General features: G+C 68.6%; 17 protein-coding genes and 2 pseudogenes. 7 read left to right on the top strand and 12 right to left on the bottom strand.

Features of this window, described 5'->3' with window-relative positions; all coding sequences use genetic code 11:
• The first annotated feature begins 55 nt into the window (after positions 1-55).
• Positions 56-940 (top strand): GGDEF domain-containing response regulator, encoded by an 885-nt coding sequence (locus HHL28_RS14870; protein ID WP_075771378.1) that lies wholly within the window; start codon positions 56-58, stop codon positions 938-940.
• A gap of 3 nt (positions 941-943) precedes the next feature.
• Here the strand turns inward: HHL28_RS14870 and HHL28_RS14875 are convergent, their stop codons facing one another.
• From HHL28_RS14875 to HHL28_RS14885, 3 genes are all read right to left on the bottom strand, one after another.
• The gene (locus tag HHL28_RS14875; protein WP_169655376.1) at positions 944-1,552 is read right to left on the bottom strand and encodes a histidine phosphatase family protein; all 609 of its coding nucleotides are present in this window, start codon (positions 1,550-1,552) and stop codon (positions 944-946) included.
• Entirely contained in the window at positions 1,552-2,451 is a 900-nt protein-coding gene (gene hemF, locus HHL28_RS14880; protein WP_169655378.1) for an oxygen-dependent coproporphyrinogen oxidase, read from the bottom strand. Before hemF ends, HHL28_RS14875 begins: the two co-directional genes overlap by 1 nt.
• Positions 2,452-2,552: 101 nt before the next feature.
• Complete coding sequence (locus HHL28_RS14885) at positions 2,553-3,005, bottom strand: tRNA (cytidine(34)-2'-O)-methyltransferase (RefSeq protein WP_404325881.1); 453 nt, start codon at positions 3,003-3,005, stop codon at positions 2,553-2,555.
• 411 nt (positions 3,006-3,416) lie between these two features.
• Between HHL28_RS14885 and petA the strand changes: the two genes are divergently transcribed.
• From petA to HHL28_RS14910, 5 genes and pseudogenes are all read left to right on the top strand, one after another.
• A complete protein-coding gene (petA, locus tag HHL28_RS14890; protein ID WP_075771375.1) occupies positions 3,417-3,962 on the top strand; it encodes a ubiquinol-cytochrome c reductase iron-sulfur subunit in 546 nt (181 codons plus the stop codon).
• Positions 3,963-3,988: 26 nt separating this feature from the next.
• Positions 3,989-5,293 (top strand): cytochrome b, encoded by a 1,305-nt coding sequence (locus HHL28_RS14895; RefSeq protein WP_075771374.1) that lies wholly within the window; start codon positions 3,989-3,991, stop codon positions 5,291-5,293.
• Positions 5,294-5,427: 134 nt separating this feature from the next.
• Positions 5,428-6,077, top strand: a pseudogene (locus tag HHL28_RS14900) (cytochrome c1).
• Positions 6,078-6,226: 149 nt separating this feature from the next.
• Positions 6,227-6,783: pseudogene (locus tag HHL28_RS14905) on the top strand (DUF924 family protein).
• A gap of 150 nt (positions 6,784-6,933) precedes the next feature.
• A complete protein-coding gene (locus HHL28_RS14910; RefSeq protein ID WP_169655380.1) occupies positions 6,934-7,929 on the top strand; it encodes a sterol desaturase family protein in 996 nt (331 codons plus the stop codon).
• Positions 7,930-8,070: 141 nt separating this feature from the next.
• Here HHL28_RS14910 and HHL28_RS14915 read toward each other — a convergent pair whose 3' ends face one another.
• The 8 genes from HHL28_RS14915 to HHL28_RS14950 all read right to left on the bottom strand — a co-directional run bounded on the left by HHL28_RS14915 (position 8,071) and on the right by HHL28_RS14950 (position 15,625).
• Complete coding sequence (locus HHL28_RS14915; protein ID WP_404325883.1) at positions 8,071-8,997, bottom strand: methylated-DNA--[protein]-cysteine S-methyltransferase; 927 nt, start codon at positions 8,995-8,997, stop codon at positions 8,071-8,073.
• Positions 8,998-9,066: 69 nt separating this feature from the next.
• Positions 9,067-9,684, bottom strand: coding sequence for a bactofilin family protein (locus HHL28_RS14920; RefSeq protein ID WP_169655382.1), 618 nt, complete (start codon positions 9,682-9,684; stop codon positions 9,067-9,069).
• On the bottom strand, positions 9,668-10,390 hold the full coding sequence (locus HHL28_RS14925; protein ID WP_169655384.1) for a M23 family metallopeptidase: 723 nt from the start codon (positions 10,388-10,390) through the stop codon (positions 9,668-9,670). The genes HHL28_RS14920 and HHL28_RS14925 overlap by 17 nt, the downstream gene beginning before the upstream one ends.
• Entirely contained in the window at positions 10,312-11,103 is a 792-nt protein-coding gene (locus tag HHL28_RS14930; RefSeq protein ID WP_169655386.1) for a hypothetical protein, read from the bottom strand. Before HHL28_RS14930 ends, HHL28_RS14925 begins: the two co-directional genes overlap by 79 nt.
• A gap of 221 nt (positions 11,104-11,324) precedes the next feature.
• Complete coding sequence (locus HHL28_RS14935) at positions 11,325-12,377, bottom strand: sulfate/molybdate ABC transporter ATP-binding protein (protein WP_075771368.1); 1,053 nt, start codon at positions 12,375-12,377, stop codon at positions 11,325-11,327.
• A 16-nt stretch (positions 12,378-12,393) separates the two neighbouring features.
• Positions 12,394-13,188: a sulfate ABC transporter permease subunit CysW gene (cysW, locus tag HHL28_RS14940; protein ID WP_404326941.1), complete on the bottom strand. Its 795-nt coding sequence runs from the start codon at positions 13,186-13,188 to the stop codon at positions 12,394-12,396.
• Positions 13,189-13,322: 134 nt separating this feature from the next.
• Complete coding sequence (cysT, locus tag HHL28_RS14945; RefSeq protein ID WP_075771423.1) at positions 13,323-14,180, bottom strand: sulfate ABC transporter permease subunit CysT; 858 nt, start codon at positions 14,178-14,180, stop codon at positions 13,323-13,325.
• 449 nt (positions 14,181-14,629) lie between these two features.
• A complete protein-coding gene (locus tag HHL28_RS14950; RefSeq protein WP_075771367.1) occupies positions 14,630-15,625 on the bottom strand; it encodes a hypothetical protein in 996 nt (331 codons plus the stop codon).
• Between the two features lie 160 nt (positions 15,626-15,785).
• On the opposite strand from HHL28_RS14950, the gene HHL28_RS14955 reads away from it, so the two are divergent.
• On the top strand, positions 15,786-16,289 hold the full coding sequence (locus HHL28_RS14955) for a TspO/MBR family protein (protein ID WP_075771366.1): 504 nt from the start codon (positions 15,786-15,788) through the stop codon (positions 16,287-16,289).
• Between the two features lie 86 nt (positions 16,290-16,375).
• Here the strand turns inward: HHL28_RS14955 and HHL28_RS14960 are convergent, their stop codons facing one another.
• Positions 16,376-17,656 carry an EAL domain-containing protein gene (locus tag HHL28_RS14960; RefSeq protein ID WP_075771365.1) on the bottom strand — a complete coding sequence of 427 codons (1,281 nt, stop codon included), beginning with the start codon at positions 17,654-17,656 and terminating at the stop codon, positions 16,376-16,378.
• Between the last annotated feature and the right edge of the window lie 199 nt (positions 17,657-17,855).

Consider the following 17,855-nt stretch of genomic DNA (forward strand, 5'->3'; position numbering starts at 1 on the left):
CTAGCTTGCCTTTCGCCCTAAGCGGCGCTTCAATCAGGCGCGCAGGGAGGGTGGGATGCGCGTTCTGGTCGTAGATGACAGCCGATTCGTGCGGGAGATGCTCCAAGCCGTCCTGCTGGACCTGGGCTATGAGGTCGCCGTGTGCGAGACGGCGGAGGAAGCGGAGCTGCTTGCCTCCGGCGACTGGTTCGACATCGTCCTGGTGGACCTGAACCTGCCCGGCAAGTCGGGGATCGAGCTGTGCTGGGACCTACGGGTGAAGCACCCGCCGGGCTTGCAGTACCTGGTCATCATGACGACCATGACCCAGATCGCCACCCATATCGAGGCGCTGGACGGCGGGGCCGACGATTTCATGCCCAAGCCCATCGACATCGGCCTGCTGCGCGCCCGGCTGCGGCTGGGGGAGCGGCTGGTGCGGGCGCACAAGGACATGCACCGGCTGGCCATGACCGACCCCCTGTCCGGGGTGCTGAACCGGCGCAGCTTCTTCGAGCAGGCGGAGGACGCGCTGCGCCGCCGCCAGCGCACGGTAGAGTCGCTGGCCGTGGTCATGGTGGACATCGACCACTTCAAGCGGGTGAATGACGGCTTCGGCCACGACATGGGGGACGAGGTGATCCGCCAGGTGGCCAAGACCCTGCAAGGGGCCGTGCGCCAGACCGACTGCATCGGCCGCCTGGGCGGGGAGGAATTCGCCATCCTGTTCAGCAACACCGGCATCGACGTGGTCAGCCTGCTGGCCGAACGCCTGCGCAAGCGCATCGCTGAGCTGGCCCTGCGGTCGGAGGGGCGGTTGTGCCCCGTCACCGCCAGCTTCGGCGTCAGCCCCGTCCTGCCGGACGAGGACGCCATTGAGGCCGCCCTGAAACGGGCCGACAGCGCGCTCTACCGCAGCAAGCATGAGGGGCGGAACCGGGTGACGGTGCTGGCGGCGTAACCGTCAGGGCGCGATCTCCTCCACCGCCTCCCCTTCCACCCGGAACACCCGGTCCTGCGGGATGGCGAGGGCCAGGCAGTCGTCCAGGGGCAGGCCGGTGACGAGGCCGCGCAGGATGCGGCTGGCCATGCCGTGGCTGACGGCGATGGTCGGGCCGGTGACGGTGCGCAGCCAGTCCGCCAGCCGGGCCTGCACGCCGGCCAGACTCTCCCCACCCGGGGCCAGGAACTGCCAGCCCAGGGCGGGGGCGGTGCCCATGATCTGGGGACAGGCGGCGATGATCTCCGGCTTGGTCATGCCTTCCCAGGCGCCGAAGGAGACCTCTGCCAGACGCGGGTCCGTTTCCACGGCGAGGCCCGTGTGCCGGGCGATGGCGGCGGCGGTGGCCTGGGCCCGGCCCAGATGGCTGGCAACCAGCCGCACGCCGGGGGTGTTAGCCGTGAGGCGCGCCAACAGGGCGCCCACCTGGTCCGCCTGGGCACGTCCCCGGTCCGTCAGGGGGCTGTCGCGGTGGCCCTGGCTGCGGCCCTCGATGTTCCAAGCGGTTTCCCCGTGCCGCACCAGCCAGACCGGGTGCGGGCTCGTCGCCCTGGGCATCTGTCCGTCGAACATCAGGGCCACTTCACCTCGGGCGGCAGGCTCATCAGGATCGCCTCGATGTTGCCGCCGGTCTTCAGGCCGAACAGGGTGCCGCGGTCGTGGATCAGGTTGAACTCCACATAGCGGCCGCGGCGGACAAGCTGGTGCTCCCGCTGGGCCGGGGTCCAGGGGGTGTGCATGCGGCGGCGGACGATGCGGGGGTACACGTCCAGGAACGCCTGTCCCACCGCCTTGGTGAAGGCGAAGTCCGCCTCCCAGTCGCCGGTGTCGAGGTTGTCATAGAAGATGCCGCCCACGCCGCGCGGCTCGTTCCGGTGCGGCAGGAAGAAGTAGCGGTCGCACCACTCCTTGAACCGCTCATAATAGTCGGCGCCGTGGGCGTCACAGGCGGCCTTCAGTTCCGCGTGGAACTCCGCCTTGTCCTCCTCCGTCTCGGGGCTGTCCAGGAACATGGGCGTCAGGTCAGCCCCGCCGCCGAACCAGGCGATCTGGGTGGTCAGGTGGCGGGTGTTCATGTGCACCGCCGGCACCAGCGGGTTGCGCATGTGGGCCACCAGGCTGATGCCGCTGGCCCAGAAGGCTCCCGTGTCCCCCGCGCCGGGCATGCTGGCGCGGAACTCCGGGCTGAAGCTGCCATGGACGGTGGAGACGTTGACGCCCACCTTCTCAAACACCCGGCCGCGCATCACCGACATGACCCCGCCGCCGCCGGGCGCCCCGTCATGGTTGGCCCGGTCCCAGGCCTTGCGCTCGAACCGGCCGGGGGACAGGCCCTGGTGCGGCCCCTCCGCCAAATCGTCCTCGATGGCCTCGAAGGCGGCGCAGATGCGGTCCCGCAGGCTCTCGAACCAGGCGCGGGCGCGGGCTTGGCGGTCGGCGACGATGTCGGGGGACGGAAGCGGGGTGGGCATGGCGCACAACCTCTTGGGTCTTTCCCCAAGGTGTAGCGCGGACGGGCGACCGGGGCCATGGGGAGTTTGCCACGACCGGCCCGGCAGGCGGCCAAGCCCTGTCAGCCGGGCCGGAAACCGCCCGTCTGGCGCAGCGCCTCCCCCAACACCATGGAGGCGGCGACCGCCTGGTTCAGGGACCGCACCCCCGGCCGCATGGGGATGTACACCCGGGCGTCGCAGGCGGCCATCACGTCGGGCGGGGTGCCTGCCGTCTCCCGCCCCAGCAGCAGCGTGTCGTCCGCCCTGAACGCGAAGGACGTGTAGGGCACGCCCTGCTCCGTCTCCACCAGCACCACCCGCCCCGGCCGCGTGGCCTGGAAGGCGGGCCAGTTCACATGCCGCGTCACCTCCGCCAGCTCGGCATAGTCCATGGCGCTGCGGCGCAGGCGGCGGTCGTCCAGGATGAAGCCGCAGGGCTCGATGATGTCCACCGGCACGCCCAGGCAGGCGCCAAGTCGGATCAGGGTGCCGGTGTTCTGCGGGATGTCCGGCTGGTAGAGGGCTAGGCGCACGGGTGCTTTCCTGGGCACGCAACAATCGGGCCGCGCAGGGACAAGCCGTCGCATGTCCTTCGGCCCGATACCGGTCCATCTGATGCGTCGGGAGGCCCCGCGGGGTCAAGCCGGGTGTCGCAAGGCCCTGGAATGCTTGGGCCCGAGCCCCTGACGGTTCGGTGACCGACGCGACAGATTGTCCGGGGGCTGCGTCGCCGACGCGCTTCCCAACCCGGATGCCCGGATGTATACCCGTCCGGCGCGACCGGGCGGGGAGTCCGGCCGCGCGCTTTGCCTTTGCCCATGGGCTGGCCGCGCAGCACCTGCGCGGACGGGACCGGAGGGGCAACAGGCGGGACCGGGGATGATTTCAGGCGGGTGCCGGCCTTCTGCCGGGCGGCCCGGCAGGAGTTGAGGGAGACGAGAGGGATGGCGGACACCATGCATGGCGGCGAGGAACATACCCGCCGCGACTTCCTATATCTGGCCGCCGCCGCGACCGGTGGCGTGGGTGCCGCCGTCGCCCTGTGGCCGTTCGTGTCGAGCATGAACCCGGCCGCGGACACGCTGGCGCTGGCCAGCGTCGAGGTTGACCTGGCCCCGATCCAGCCGGGCCAGGCGATCAAGGTCATGTGGCGCGGCAAGCCGGTCTTCATCCGCAACCGCACCGAGGATGAGGTCAAGCAGGCCCAGGCCGTGGGCTTGGCCGAGCTGATCGACCCGCAGACGGACGCAGACCGCGTCAAGGCGGGCAAGGAGAACTGGCTGGTGCTGGTCGGCGTCTGCACCCACCTGGGCTGCATCCCGCTGGGCACCAACAGCGGCGAGGCCAAGGGCGATTTCGGCGGGTGGTTCTGCCCCTGCCACGGGTCGCACTATGACGGGTCCGGCCGCATCCGCAAGGGCCCGGCGCCGAAGAACCTGCAGGTTCCCGAGTACGCTTTCCTCACCGACACGCGAGTCAAGATCGGCTGAGGTCGATCCAGGACAGGGAGTGCCCAATGGCCCACGCCCCCACGAGCAGCTTCAAGAACCCGGTCGTGAACTGGATCGACCAGCGACTGCCGGTGTTCACCATGATGCAGAAGGAGTACGGGACGTTCCCGACTCCGCGCAACTTCAACTATTTCTGGAATTTCGGCGCCCTCGCCATGTTCGTGCTGGCGACGATGATCGTCTCCGGCGTCGTGCTGGCGATGCAGTACACCGCGCACACCTCGCTGGCGTTCACGTCGGTCGAGCGCATCATGCGCGACGTGAACTGGGGCTGGATGCTCCGCTACATCCACGCCAACGGCGCGTCCATGTTCTTCATCGTCGTCTACATCCACATCCTGCGCGGCTTCCTCTACGGCTCTTACAAGAAGCCGCGTGAGCTGCTGTGGATCCTGGGTGTCGTGATCTTCCTGCTCATGATGGCCACCGCCTTCATGGGCTACGTGCTGCCCTGGGGCCAGATGTCCTTCTGGGGCGCCACCGTGATCACCAACCTGTTCTCGGCCGTCCCGGTGGTGGGCGAGAGCATCGTGACCCTGCTGTGGGGCGGCTTCTCCGTCGACAACCCGACCCTGAACCGCTTCTTCGCCCTGCACTTCCTGCTGCCCTTCGTGATCTTCGCGGTCGTGTTCCTGCACGTGGCCGCCCTGCACATCACCGGGTCCAACAACCCGCTGGGCATCGAGCCGAAGGGCCCGCAGGACACCCTGCCGTTCCACCCCTACTACACGACGAAGGATCTGTTCGGCCTGTCGCTGTTCCTGATCTTCTTCGCCTTCTTCGTGTTCTTCGCCCCGAACTACCTGGGCCACCCAGACAACTACATCCCGGCTGACCCGCTGGTGACGCCCGCGCACATCGTGCCGGAATGGTACTTCCTGCCCTTCTACGGCATCCTGCGCTCCATCACCTTCAACATCGGCCTGCCCTTCAGCGACGTGGTGCTGATCGACGCCAAGCTGGGCGGCGTGATCGCCATGTTCGCCTCCATCCTGATCTGGGTCCTGATGCCCTGGCTGGATCGGTCGCCGGTGAAGAGCTACCGCTTCCGCCCCATCTACAAGTGGTGGGTGCTGATGCTGGTGGTGTCCTTCGCCATGCTGATGTATGCCGGCGGCAAGCCGGCCGAGCAGCCCTACGTGCTGGTCGGCCAGGTCGGCACCTTCCTGTACTTCCTGTTCTTCCTGGGCCTGCCCGTGATCAGCAGCTTTGAGCGTCCGCTTCCGCTGCCTGCCAGCATCGCGCAGCCTGTCCTGGGCGGTGGCCGCGTCGGCGCCGTCGCCGCTGCCAAGCCGATGGAGAAGGCCTGATGCGTCGCCTGCGTACCCTCATCCTTGCCGGCGTCCTGGGCCTGACCGGTGCCGCCGGCGCCCTGGCCGCAGGCGACGCCCCGGTGCCGCCCGCGCAGGAGTGGAGCCATGGCGGGGTGAACAGCCCCTTCTCCATGTTCAAGACCTTCGACCGGGCGTCGCTGCAGCGCGGCTTCCAGGTCTACAAGGAGGTCTGCTCCGCCTGCCACTCGATGGACCTGCTCGCCTACCGTAACCTGGAGGAGATCGGGTTCACCGAGGAGGAGGTGAAGGCCATCGCCGCCCAGTACGAGATCCAGGACAAGACGCCCAACGACCAGGGCGAGCTGGTGACCCGTCCGGGCATCCCGGCCGACCACTTCAAGAACCCCTTCCCGAACAAGCAGGCCGCTGCCGCCGCCAACAACGGCAAGGCCCCGCCGGACCTGTCCCTGATCGTGAAGGCCCGGTCCCACCATGAGGACTACATCTACGCGCTGCTGACCGGCTACGCGGAGGCCCCGCCGACCACCCGGTGCCGGAGGGGACGTACTACAACAAGTACTTCCCCGGCCACGCCATCGCCATGGCCCCGCCCATCTATCCGGACGGGATCACCTATGGCGACGGCACCAAGGCCACGGTGGAGCAGCAGGCCAAGGACGTGACCACGTTCCTGGCCTGGGCCGCCGAGCCCCACCTGGAGAGCCGCCGCCAGACCGGCATCATGGTGATGCTGTTCCTGGTGGTGTTCGCCGGGCTGATGTACGCCGCCAAGCGCCGCGTCTGGGCCGACGCGCACTGAGCGTCACCCGGTCCCGCGTGACCTTCGGCAAGGGCGCCCCCTCACAGGGGCGCCCTTCGCTTTTGGGCCATGTGGTTGACGCCGCCCACCCCGCGCGGCTGTTATCCAGACCAGCGCCATGACCACCGCCCAAGGATCGGAGGCCCGCCATGTCCGGAAACTATGCCGCCCTGACCCGGGTGTTGCGCTTCTGGTTCCAGGAGGCGGGGCCGAAGGACTGGTTCGCCGCGGACCCCGGCTTCGACCAGCGGACCACAGCCGCCCTGGGCGAGTTGCACGCGCAAGCCGCCGCCGGCGCCTTCACCGCCTGGCAGGAGGCGCCGGAGGGGTGCCTTGCCCTGTGCATCCTGCTGGACCAGGCGCCGCGCAACATGTTCCGGGGCAGCCCCGTGCCTTCGCCAGTGATGCCCAGGCCCTGGCCGTGGCCCGGCACGCAGTGGACAAGGGCTTCGACCTGGGCATGGCGGAGGACCAGCGGCTGTTCGTCTACCTGCCGTTCGAGCATGCGGAGGACATGGACAGCCAGCGCCGCTCGGTGCGCCTGTTCGCCGCCCGCACGGCGAAGCCGGACTATCTGGACTATGCCTGCCTGCACCTGGCCATCATCAGCCGGTTCGGCCGCTTCCCCCACCGCAATGCCGTGCTGGGGCGGAAGACGACGGCGGAAGAGCAGGCCTTCCTGGCCCAGCCGGGTTCCGGCTTCTAGGGCCCCCGGCACGCCCGGACCCGTATCCAAGGCTTCCGCAAACGCGCCCTGACGGGAACCGGGGCCGGGACCATTGTTGTCGCCGTCAGGCGCGGCTTTCCTGGCCCGGCCGGGTCTGCCAAGATGTGGGGGAGATCAAGGGGACAAGGCATGCAGTGGCCCGAGGTGGATCTGGTCGGCGCGTTCTGGCAGTGGCTGGCATCGCTGAAGCTGTTGCTGAGCGGCGCCGCGTCGCCCTTCTGGTGGCCCAGCCTGTTGTCGGCCCTGCTGGCCGGGGCCGTGCTGGCCTGGTTCGCCGGGCACCGGTCTGGCGGTCTGCTGGGCTACCTGTTCCCCCGCGACCGGGCCTATCTGAAGGAATTGCCGGTTGACTTGGCCTGCTGGCTGGCCGGGTCCAGCCTGCCGTTCCTGCTGGGGCCGCTGATGTACCTGGTCAGCCTGGGCGGCACCATGGTGGGTGTCTATGCCATGGGCATGCCGCCACAGGACGCGCCGGCCCCCGGGACCTGGGTCTTGCTGCTGTCCGCGGTGCTGGCCTTCACCTTCGGCGACTTCGCCCTGTACTGGACCCACCGGCTGTTCCACCGCTACCCCATCCTGTGGCGGGCCCATGCCCTGCACCACCGGCCTACGGTGCTGACCCCCTTGACCGGGTTCCGCTTCTGGCCGCAGGAGCAGGTGGTGCACATGACCGCCAACGTCTTCGCCCAGGGCATCGCCCTGGGCCTGATGGTGGGCACCCTGGGGCTGAAGGCGTCGCCCTACACGGTGCTGGGGGTGAACGTCTTCACCTTGGTGTGGAACGTGGCCTTCAGCCACCTGCGGCACAGCCACGTGCCCCTGCCCTTCCCGCGCTGGCTGTCCTATGTCTTCGTCAGCCCGCACATGCACCAGGCCCACCATTCCGTCGCGGTGGAGCATTACGACAAGAACTTCGCCACCGTCTTTTCCCTGTGGGACTGGATGTTCGGCACCCTGTACATCCCCGCCAAGGGGAGCGGTTCCGCTTCGGCGTCGAGGACGCCCCCGTTACGGCCGCGGTCCCGGTGGGGGAGCCGGCGAAGGTGTGAGTTCTTCCGTGCGTCGGTGCCGTCAATACGGACGACACGGACTTTCCCAATTACGAGAGTTTGCCTGCTTCGGTGACTCAGCTATCGCGCCGAAGGCGCAGGACATCTGACGGGCACAGAGCCCCGCCTGGCTTGACCTTGTCCGTGCCTGTCCGTGTTGCCGGCACAGCCGGCATCCGTGCCGTCCGTGTTCCCTGCACCGACGCCGGCGGCAAGCTCACTCCGCCGCCAGCTTCGCCGCTTCCCAGGCCAGCAGCACGCGCTTGCGGGCCGGCCCCCAGCGATAGTTGTCCAACACGCCCGTGCCCCGGATCACCCGGTGGCAGGGCACCAGGAAGCTGATGGGGTTGGCGCCGACGGCGTTGCCCACGGCCCGGGCGCTGGTGGGGTGGCCGATCCGCTGGGCGATGCCGGCATAGGTGGTGACCGTGCCGAAGGGGATGGTCAGCAGGGCCTGCCACACCTTCATCTGGAAGTTCGTGCCCTTCAGGTGCAGGGTCACCGGCCCGTCGGCGGGCTGCGCCAAGGGGCTGAAGGCCTGGGCCGCCGCCTTGGCGGTGGCACCGGGGTCCTCCACCAGCGTGGCCCTGGGCCAGTCCAGGGCCAGTTCGGCCAGGTGGCGGGCGGGGGTGTCGCCTTCCTCCGCCAGGAAGCTCAGCCAGCAGACGCCGCGGGGCGTGGCGGCCAGCAACGCACGGCCGATGCCGGTCTGGTGCACGCCCCAGCGGATTTCCATGCCCTGCCCGGCGGCCTTGTATTCCCCCGGTGTCGCCGCCTCTGCCACCACGAACAGGTCGTGCAGGCGGGACGGGCCGGACAGGCCCAGGTCGAGGGAGGTGCCCAGCAGGTCCGACCCCTCCTCCCGCAGCATGCGACGGGCATGGCCGAGGGTGACGAACTGGGCGAAGCGCTTGGGACTGATGCCGGCCCAGCGCTTGAACACCCGCTGGAAGTGCCAGGGGCTCATCCCCGCCTCCGCGGCCAGATCCTCCAGCCGGGGCTGCTGCTGCCAATCCCGCGCCAGCCGCTCGATGGCCGCGCCCACCTTGCGGGCGGCCAGGGGATCGTCGTCGGGAAGCTCAGCCTCGGGCGGCAGGTCGGGGGCGATGGTCATGGCCGGGCGCATCATGTCGTGGGCAAGCATGGTAGCCTCCGTTGTCAGGCCCTGACCATGCCCAAGACGGAAGCCCCGCCCCACCCGGTTCTTGCGGGATTACTCGGCGGCCTTCAGCTTGCCGTTTCCCTTCGCGGGCCCAGGCTTCTCCGCCGGCTCGGTCACGTCCTCCACGGCCACCTCCTCCACCTCCGCCTCTGCCACGTCGGCGGGCTTGGGCTCGGTGATGGTTTCCACCCCCACCACGGTGGGGACCGGCTGGGGCGGCGGGGCGTTGGGGTTGGGCAGGGCGGCCAGGGGCAGCGGCTCCCCCGCCTTGCGGCGGCGCACCGCGCCCTCGAACTGGCTACCCGGGGCGATCTCCAGGCTGGCCTGGTAGATGTCGCCCGCCACGGCGGAACCGCCCAGCAGATAGACCTCGTCCGCGTCGATGGCCCCTTCCACCTTGCCGTGGACCCGCACGGCCACCGCCTGGATGCGGCCGCGCACCAGCCCGCCGGGGCCGATGTTCAGCTTGGCGCAGCGCACGTCGCCGTCGATCCGGCCTTCCACATGCACCTCCCCGGGGGTGTCCAGGTTGCCGGTGACGGCCATGTCGGGACCGATGATGGAGGGCATGGGCTTGTCTCCGGGGCCCGCGGCGGGGCGGGGGATGGCGGTGGCAGCGGCGGCAGCGGAGGAGATGGTCTCCAGCCGGTCCTTAACCCTGGCAAACATAGCGGCCCTTCTCCATGAAGCGCAGCGGATCGACCGGCCGGCCGTCCACGATGACCTCGTAATGCACGTGCGGGCCGGAGCTGCGGCCGCTGTTCCCCAGGGTGCCGATCTGCTGGCCCAGGGCAACCGCATCCCCTTCCCGCACCATCGCCTTTTCCAGGTGGCCGTAGCGGGTGCGGATGCCGAAGCCGTGGTCCACCAGGACCTGCCGGCCGTAGCCGTCCTCCCAGCCCACCTCCAGCACCTTGCCGGCGGCGGTGACGCTGACCGGGGTGCCGACGGGCGCCACCAGGTCGATGCCGGTGTGCATGGCCCAGGCGCGGGTGAAGGGGTCGCGCCGGTTGCCGAAGCCGCTGGTGACGTAGAAATCGTCCACCGGGGTGGACAGGGGCAGCAGGGTGGTCAGGGCCTTCAGCCGTTCCTGCCGGGCGAGCCGCGTCTCCAGCGCGGCCAGGGCGGCCGTGGCCTGGGGCGGCAACAGGCTGGGCGGCATTTCCGGCAAGGTGACCAGGGGGCCGCCCATGCCGAAGCGCTCACGCTCCAGCTCCCGCAGCACCGAGTCGATGTTGATGCCCGTGTCGCGCAGCGCCCCCTCCACCGCGCCAATACGCAGGTCGGCATGTTCGGTCAGGCGGGACAGCAGGGCCACCTGCCCCTCCGCCGCCTTGGCGATGCGCTGGTCGGCGGCCACCACCTGGGCGGCCATCTGGTCCCGCTCCCCTTGCGCGGCGGCCATCTCCGCCCGCAGCCGGGCCGCCTCCCCCGCGCTTCCGCCAGGGCGCGGGCGAGGGCGGGGGCCTGTTCGTCAGGGGCCTGCGCGGTGTCCAGCGGCTGGTCGGCTGCCATGCCGGCCGCGGCCAGGGCAGCCTGGGCCCGGCGGGCGGCAAAGGCCTGGGCCGCCTGCCCCACCGCCTCCAGCGAGCGTTCCGCCGCCTGCAGGTGGCTGCCGCCCTCCGCCGGGCCGAGCCGGAGCGGCGACAGCGTCTCCCGCGCGTCGGCCAGGGCAAGGCGTAAGGCCCGGGCGCCGTCCTTGCCGGCCGCCTTTTCCTCCCCCGCCTCCAGGGTCGCCAGGGCCTCGACCACCCGCTCCCGCACGGCCCGTTCCTCCGCCAGGGCGGCGGCGAGGGCGGTCTTGGCGTCCTCCATCTCCCCCGCCATGCCGGCGAGCTGGCCGCGGGCTTCCGCCAACTGGGCAGCCAGGGACTCCGCCCCACCCTCCAGGAAGCCGATGGTGCGGCGGGCGTCGGACAGGGACAGGGCGGTGCCGAGCCAGCCGGCCAGGCAGAAGACCAGGCCGCACAGGGCGGCGGCGATGTACAAAGCGGGGCGCAGGCGCTGGCGGGGACCGATGACCACGGACCGGACGCGGTCATCCTCCACGATGATGACACGCTCGCTGCGGGTGAAGGCGTCGAACAAGGGTCCCCCCGTCATCACCGTCGGCCGGGGGCCCGGACACAAGGCGCCATCTGTCCTGCGACCGGCCGGGCCGGTGCTGGCGCCCTGGTGTGTTCCGTTCCCGCGCGATTGCCTGTGGCAATTTTGGGGTAGACCTTAGGGGAACGCCCCCCAGGGGGCAAGGCATGAATCGCGGGCCGTGTGGTCCGTGGACATCGTATCGCGCCTTGGGTGTGGGTCCCTCAGGCCCCCAGGCCGTAGACGTTGGCCCGCTTCAGCCGCACCCCCACCGCCGTGCCGGGGGACAGGTCCACATGGCCGTGGGTGCGGCGGTCCAGCACCGCCTCCACCACCTGCCCGCCCATGTCCAGGTCCAGGCGCAGCTCCGGCCCCACGGGCTGGACCGCAGTGACCCGGGCGGCGGCCGCGTCGGCTTCCGAGCCCGGCAGCAGCTCGATGTCGTGGGGGCGGACATAGGCGATGCCCGGCCCCGGGGCCGGCGGCCGGTTGGAGATGGGCACCCTCAACCCGGCGATGTCGGCGAACCCGTTCAGCACGGTGCAGGGCAGCTTGGCCCCGCCGCCGAGGAAGTCGCAGACGAAGGCGCTGGCCGGCATGTCATAGACCTCTGCCGGGGTGCCCACCTGCTCGATCCGGCCCTGGTGCAGGATGCAGACCCGGTCGGCCAGCTCCAGCGCCTCTTCCTGGTCGTGGGTGACGAAGACCGTGGTCACGCCCATGCCCTTGTGGATGTCGCGCAGCCAGCGCCGCAGCTCCTTGCGCACCTTGGCGTCCAGGGCGCCGAACGGCTCGTCCAGCAGCAGCACCCGCGGTTCCGTGGCCAGCGCCCGTGCCAGGGCCACCCGCTGCCGCTGCCCGCCGGAAAGCTGGTTGGGGTAGCGCTGCGCCAGGGGGCGGAGCTGGACCAGCTCCAACAGATGGTGCACCCGGTCGGCGATGACCTGCTCCGGCAGCTTGGGCTTGCGCTTGCCCACCCGCAGGCCGAAGGCCACGTTCTCGAACACGGTCATGTGCCGGAACAGGGCGTAGTGCTGGAAGACGAAGCCCACGCCGCGGGCGTGCGGCTCCTCCACCGTGGCGTCCACCCCGTCGATGGCCAGGCTGCCGCCGTCGGCGAACTCCAGCCCGCCGATCATGCGCAGCAGGGTGGTCTTGCCCGAGCCTGAGGGGCCCAGCAGGGCCATCAGCTCCCCCGTCTCGATGGACAGGTCCACGGCGTCCACCGCCGTGAAGGCCCCGAAGCGCTTGGTGATTCCGGTGAGTTGGATGCTCATGGCCGGTCTCCGGTCCTCAATGGCGGCGGGTGGCCGCCAGCTCCGCGCCGTAGCGCAGCTCCAGCAGCGACTTGGCCACCAGCGTCACGATGGCGAGCAGGGCGAGCAGCGACGCCACGGCGAAGGCCGCGACGAAGTTGTACTCGTTGTACAGGATCTCAACATGCAGGGGCATGGTGTTCGTCTCCCCCCTGATGTGGCCGGAGACGACGGACACGGCCCCGAACTCCCCCATCGCCCGGGCGTTGCACAGCAGCACGCCGTACAGCAGGCCCCATTTGATGTTGGGCAGGGTCACCCGGCTGAAGGTCTGCCAGCCTGAGGCACCCAGGGTTATGGCCGCCTCCTCCTCATCGTTGCCTTGGGCCTGCATCAGGGGGATCAGCTCCCGCGCCACGAAGGGGAAGGTGATGAACACGGTGGCCAGCACCAGGCCGGGCACGGCGAAGATGATCTGGATGTCGTATTCCCGCAGCACCGGCCCCAGCAGCCCGTGCGCCCCGAACAGCAGCACATAGACCAGGCCGGAGATGACGGGGCTGACGCTGAAGGGCAGGTCGATCAGGGTCAGCAGCAGGGCCTTGCCGGGGAAGCGGTGCTTGGCGATGGCCCAGGCGGCGCAGACGCCGAACACCAGGTTGGCCGGCACGGCGATGGCGGCCACGGTCAGGGTCAGCACGATGGCCGACCAGGCGTCCGGCTCCACCAGCGCCTCCCAATAGGCGCCGACGCCGCGGCGCAGCGCCTCCGCGAACACGGCCAACAGGGGCAGCAGGATGAACAGGGCCAGGAACCCCAGCCCCGCCGCCATGACCAGCGCCTTGACCCAGACCGGGTCCTCCAGCGCGCCGCGGGGGCGCGGCGGGGTGACGTCCAGCACCGGGGCCTTGCGCCGGTCGGTCGTGGTGGAGAGGGTCTCTGCGGCCATGGCGGTCGGTTCCCCCCTCAGATGCCGGCCCAACGCCGGGTCCAGCGCTGCAACAGGTTGATGACCAGCAGCAGTACGAAGCTGGCCCCCAGCATGGTGGTGCCGATGGCGGCGGCCCCGGCATAGTCGAACTGTTCCAGCTTGATGATGATCAACAGGGGCGCGATCTCGCTGACCATGGGCATGTTGCCGGCGATGAAGATGACGGACCCGTATTCCCCCACCGCCCGGGCGAAGGCCAGGGCGAAGCCGGTCAGCAGGGCCGGCAGGATGGTGGGGAAGATGACGCGGGCGAAGGTCTCCAGCCGGGTGGCGCCCAGGCTGGCCGCCGCCTCCTCCAGCTCCTTGTCCAGGTCTTCCATGACCGGCTGCACCGTGCGGACGACGAAGGGCAGGCCGATGAAGGTCAGGGCCACCAGCACGCCCAGGGGGGTGAAGGCCACCTTGATGCCCAGCGGCTCCAGCCACTGGCCGATCCAGCCGTTGGGGGCATAGAGCGCCGTCAGGGCGATGCCCGCCACCGCCGTGGGCAGGGCGAAGGGCAAATCGACGATGGCGTCCACCACCTTCTTGCCCCAGAAATCATAGCGCACCAGCATCCAGGCCACGGCCAGCCCGAACAGGGCGTTGATGCAGGCGCCCAGGAAGGCCATGCCGAAGCTGAGCTTCAGGGCCGCCAGGACCCGCGGCTCCGTCACCTCCGCCACGAAGCCGGAGAAACCCAGCTCATAGGGGCGCATGACCAGCGCCGCCAGGGGCAGCAGCACGATCAGCGTCAGGTAGGTGACGGTGATTCCCAAGGTCAGGCCGAAGCCGGGGATCACCGACCGTTCGGCCCGGAAGGGCACCGCCAAGGACGCCGCGGCGCCATGCAGACGAAATCCGGCCACCAGCCACCCCCCGCTCAAGCGCCCGGCCAGGGATAGGCGCGGCGAAGCCTAGGGCTGCCGGGCCGGGCCACGCGCATGCTTCCAAAAATGCGGGGCCTTGTCGCGTCCAAAGCTGTCGTCCTGGACCTGGGCACCACGAATTTCCCTCCGCACGCTGGGACCATGCCGGTGGTGAGTCAAGGCGCCAGCCCTGTTCACCATCACCCTTGTGGATTTCACAAGCGTTGGCGGAGGCTGTATTCCACAACGAGGATTGTCAATAGATCAGTTTTACCTATTAGATTTGGAAAATATGGGCAACCAGAAACCGGGCGCGACCCGGCGGCGGGCCGATCGGCATCCCCTCGGAATGGGGGCAATGTGGAATCAACGGCTTGCGGGAACGGCGACCGGGTCCGGCCCGTGCCGACCGGTGCCACCCACGGCAAAAATGCTCACCCGCCCCGCTGCCAGACCTTGCTGATCAGGAAGTGCTTGGCCAGGAACTGGTAGGTCTTCTTCAGCAGCGCCTCTGTCTCGCTGTCCTTGTCCACGTCCTGGCTGTCCCAGGCGGTGATCAGCTCGTCCCAGATCATCAGGTTGGTGTGCAGCTCGTCCCGCATGCGGCGGATGAAGGACACCTGGGCGTCATAGGTGCGCAGCATGGCCATGACCTCCGCGGTCTGGCCATCCACCTGGTTGAAGATGTCCTCGAAGTTGGCGACGGGCGGCTTGGCCAGGGCCTGCATGCGGGCGACGTCGCTCTGCACCTGGTTGTCGCCCTTGAAGGCGCGCTTGGCCTGGACCAGCTTGCCCATCATCTTCTGGATCAGCTGGAAGCGGTCCCGCAGCGCCTCGATGTAGGACAGCTCGCGGGCCAGGTTCTCCACCTTGTCCACCACCTCCTGCTTGCGTTCCTCCGGCAGGCCGAACTGCTTGGCGAGGCGGGAGAAGGCCTCTTGCGCCTTGGACTTGATGTTCGGGTCGTCCACCAGCTGTTCCAGCTTGAAGCGGTCGGGCACCGCCTCGTCCTTGCCGGTGATCCAGGAGACGAGCTGGAGCGAGATGCGCCCGCGGGCGATCTGCAGGTGCCGGTCCTCCACCCGCCAGGACGCGCTGCCGTCCAGCAGCTCCCGCGGGATGCTGTCGCCGGGCCGGATCTCCTTCACATATTTCAAGCCCTTCTCGACGATGGACAGCAGGCGGCCGTCCTGGCTCTTGTCGTCGATGTCGAAGGATTCGCGAAGTGTCCGGAAAGGGATCTTGCCCCAGACGTCACCCAGGTTGACGTTGAACACGGCATCGCCGCTATCCTGGGCGATGCTGAAATGGCCGCCGGGCAGTTGGAAGACCTTGCTGGTAAAGATGAAATGGGTGCTGGGGCTCGCGTCGGCGGTGCCCTCGGGGGAAGTCTGTTCCCCCGTTGCCTTAGGGTCTGTTGATGACGTCATCCGGACGCCCCGCCTCTGTTGACACGAAACCGATGGGAGTATAGCCGACGGATCGGGAAATGCGCAGGCCGATATGATGTGCCCGGTGAGCGATTTCCGCGACCTTGGCCCGACCGGGGGCACGGCTTGATCCCGGGCCGGGCCGATCCATCTCCCTGGCATGAGCACGACGACCGCAGACAACACCCGCCCTGCCCTGTCCTCCTTCCTCGGCCTCGTCTTCTGGCTGGGCTTGTGCTTCCTGGCCGCCGGCCTGGGTGGCATGGCGACGGGGCCGGAGATCCAGGGCTGGTACGCCACGCTGGAGAAGCCGCCCATCAACCCGCCCAACTGGGTGTTCGGCCCGGTCTGGACGACCTTGTTCATCATGATGGGCGTGGCCGCCTGGCGGGTCTGGCGTATCGCCGGGTTCGGCGGGGCAAGGTTGGCGCTGGGCCTTTTCCTGGCGCAGTTGGTGCTGAACGTGCTGTGGTCGGTACTGTTCTTCGCCCTGCACAGCCCAGGCGCCGCCTTCGTGGAGGTGTTCGGCTTCTGGGCCACCATGCTGGCCGCCACCCTGGCCTTTGCCCGGCATGACCGGCTGGCGGCATGGCTGATGGTCCCCACCCTGGCCTGGGTCGCCTTCGCCGCCGTGCTGAACGGCTGGATCTGGTGGATCAATTAGCCCCGTTTCCCGCAGACTGGAAACGGGTTTAGGCTTTCGTTTTCCTCACTGCCGACCCCGGTCCAAGTCCAAGCGACTTGGCCGCCTCAATCGTCGCTCATCACCTTGGCGGTCTTGATGGCGTCGCGGATGGCGACGCCCTTGCGCAGGATGTTGTCCACGATGCGGCCCTGGACCAGGTTGATGCCCGCCTTTTCGGCGAACATCAGGCCGGAGACGGTGCCGCAGCGGGCCAGGACGAAGCGGCAGTTGCTCTGGGCCCGGATCTTGTCGCAGAAGGCCTCGTACTCCCCCTCCGACATCATGTCCATCTCATCGGTCCAGAAGATCTTGGCATAGTCGCAGGCCATGTATTCCAGGTCCATGTGCGTAACCCAGAAGTCGTTCAGCCCGTCGATGCAGATCTTGTAGCCCTTGGCGGCCGCGAAATCGACCACCTCCTTGTACATGCCGATGTTCTCGACCAGGTCGGCCTTGTTGATCTCCAGCACCACGTTGCCGCGGAGGTCGGTGGTCAGCCGCTCGTCGAACTTCACGAAGGCGGCGGACAGGATGGTGGACAGGTTCAGGTTCAGCCCCAGCCGTCGCCCGCGCAGGAAGTCCACGCCATAGTTCAGGGCCTTCAGGACCGAGTTGTCCAGGTTGGCGGTGAAGTAGCTAAACAGCCACTTGTTGGCGGTGATGTCGTACTGGGGCGACAGCCGCTCCTCCAGCGCCTTCACGGCGATGTACAGCTCGAAATACTCGAACTCGTTCTCGGTGGCCCGGATGTTCACCACCGGCTGGTTCAGCATGAAGGGCGACAGGTCGAACATCTGCACGGCACGTTCGATCTTGCCCAGCTCCTCCAGCGTGATGGGGGGCTTGGTTTCCTGCTTCGCGCCATCGGCGCCGCCGTCCTTCGTCAGCCCCTCGATGAAGCGGATGACGTTCACGAAGTTCAGCGACAACTCCATGATCGAGTAGAGGCTGTCCTCCCCATAGGGATTGCGCTTCACCATCATGGTGCGCGACAGCAGCAGCTTCTCGATCTTCGAGCAGACGTCGGAGATGAGGGAGAACTTGATGCCCTTGTACAGGACGATGGCATCGTCGTTGGACAGGTTGAACACCTGCAAATACGCCGACTGGTCCGCCGTTTCCTGCATCGCCCGCTTGATGGACATGATGTCCAGGTGGGACTTGTCCTTCAGCAGCGACATGTGCAGGTGGATAAGGCGCAGGCCCTGCACCTCGCGCTTGGCGGACTGCAACAGGGTCAGCAGTTTCTGGTCGTCATAGTCCGGCTTTTCGGGAACGGCCGCCGTACGCTCCCCGGGCTTCACCCGGACCCAGTCCCGCTTCGGTGCGTTCGGCTGCCGATTCATCTCCGTCCCGTGACCCCTGATGGCCAGACCCGATCCGGGTCCCGCATGGCCTGCCCGGGCCCGGACGAAGGCGACCCACCGCCCCGACGCTGCCCTACCTCGGATGACTATACCGAATTTTAGGTAATGATAGCACCTGGATTTGAACGGCTTCTTAACAGGAGCGCCAAATCGGTGGCATGGCGGCAACGCCGCACGC

The organism is Aerophototrophica crusticola, from assembly GCF_012913305.1.
GTDB lineage: Bacteria > Pseudomonadota > Alphaproteobacteria > Azospirillales > Azospirillaceae > Niveispirillum > Niveispirillum crusticola.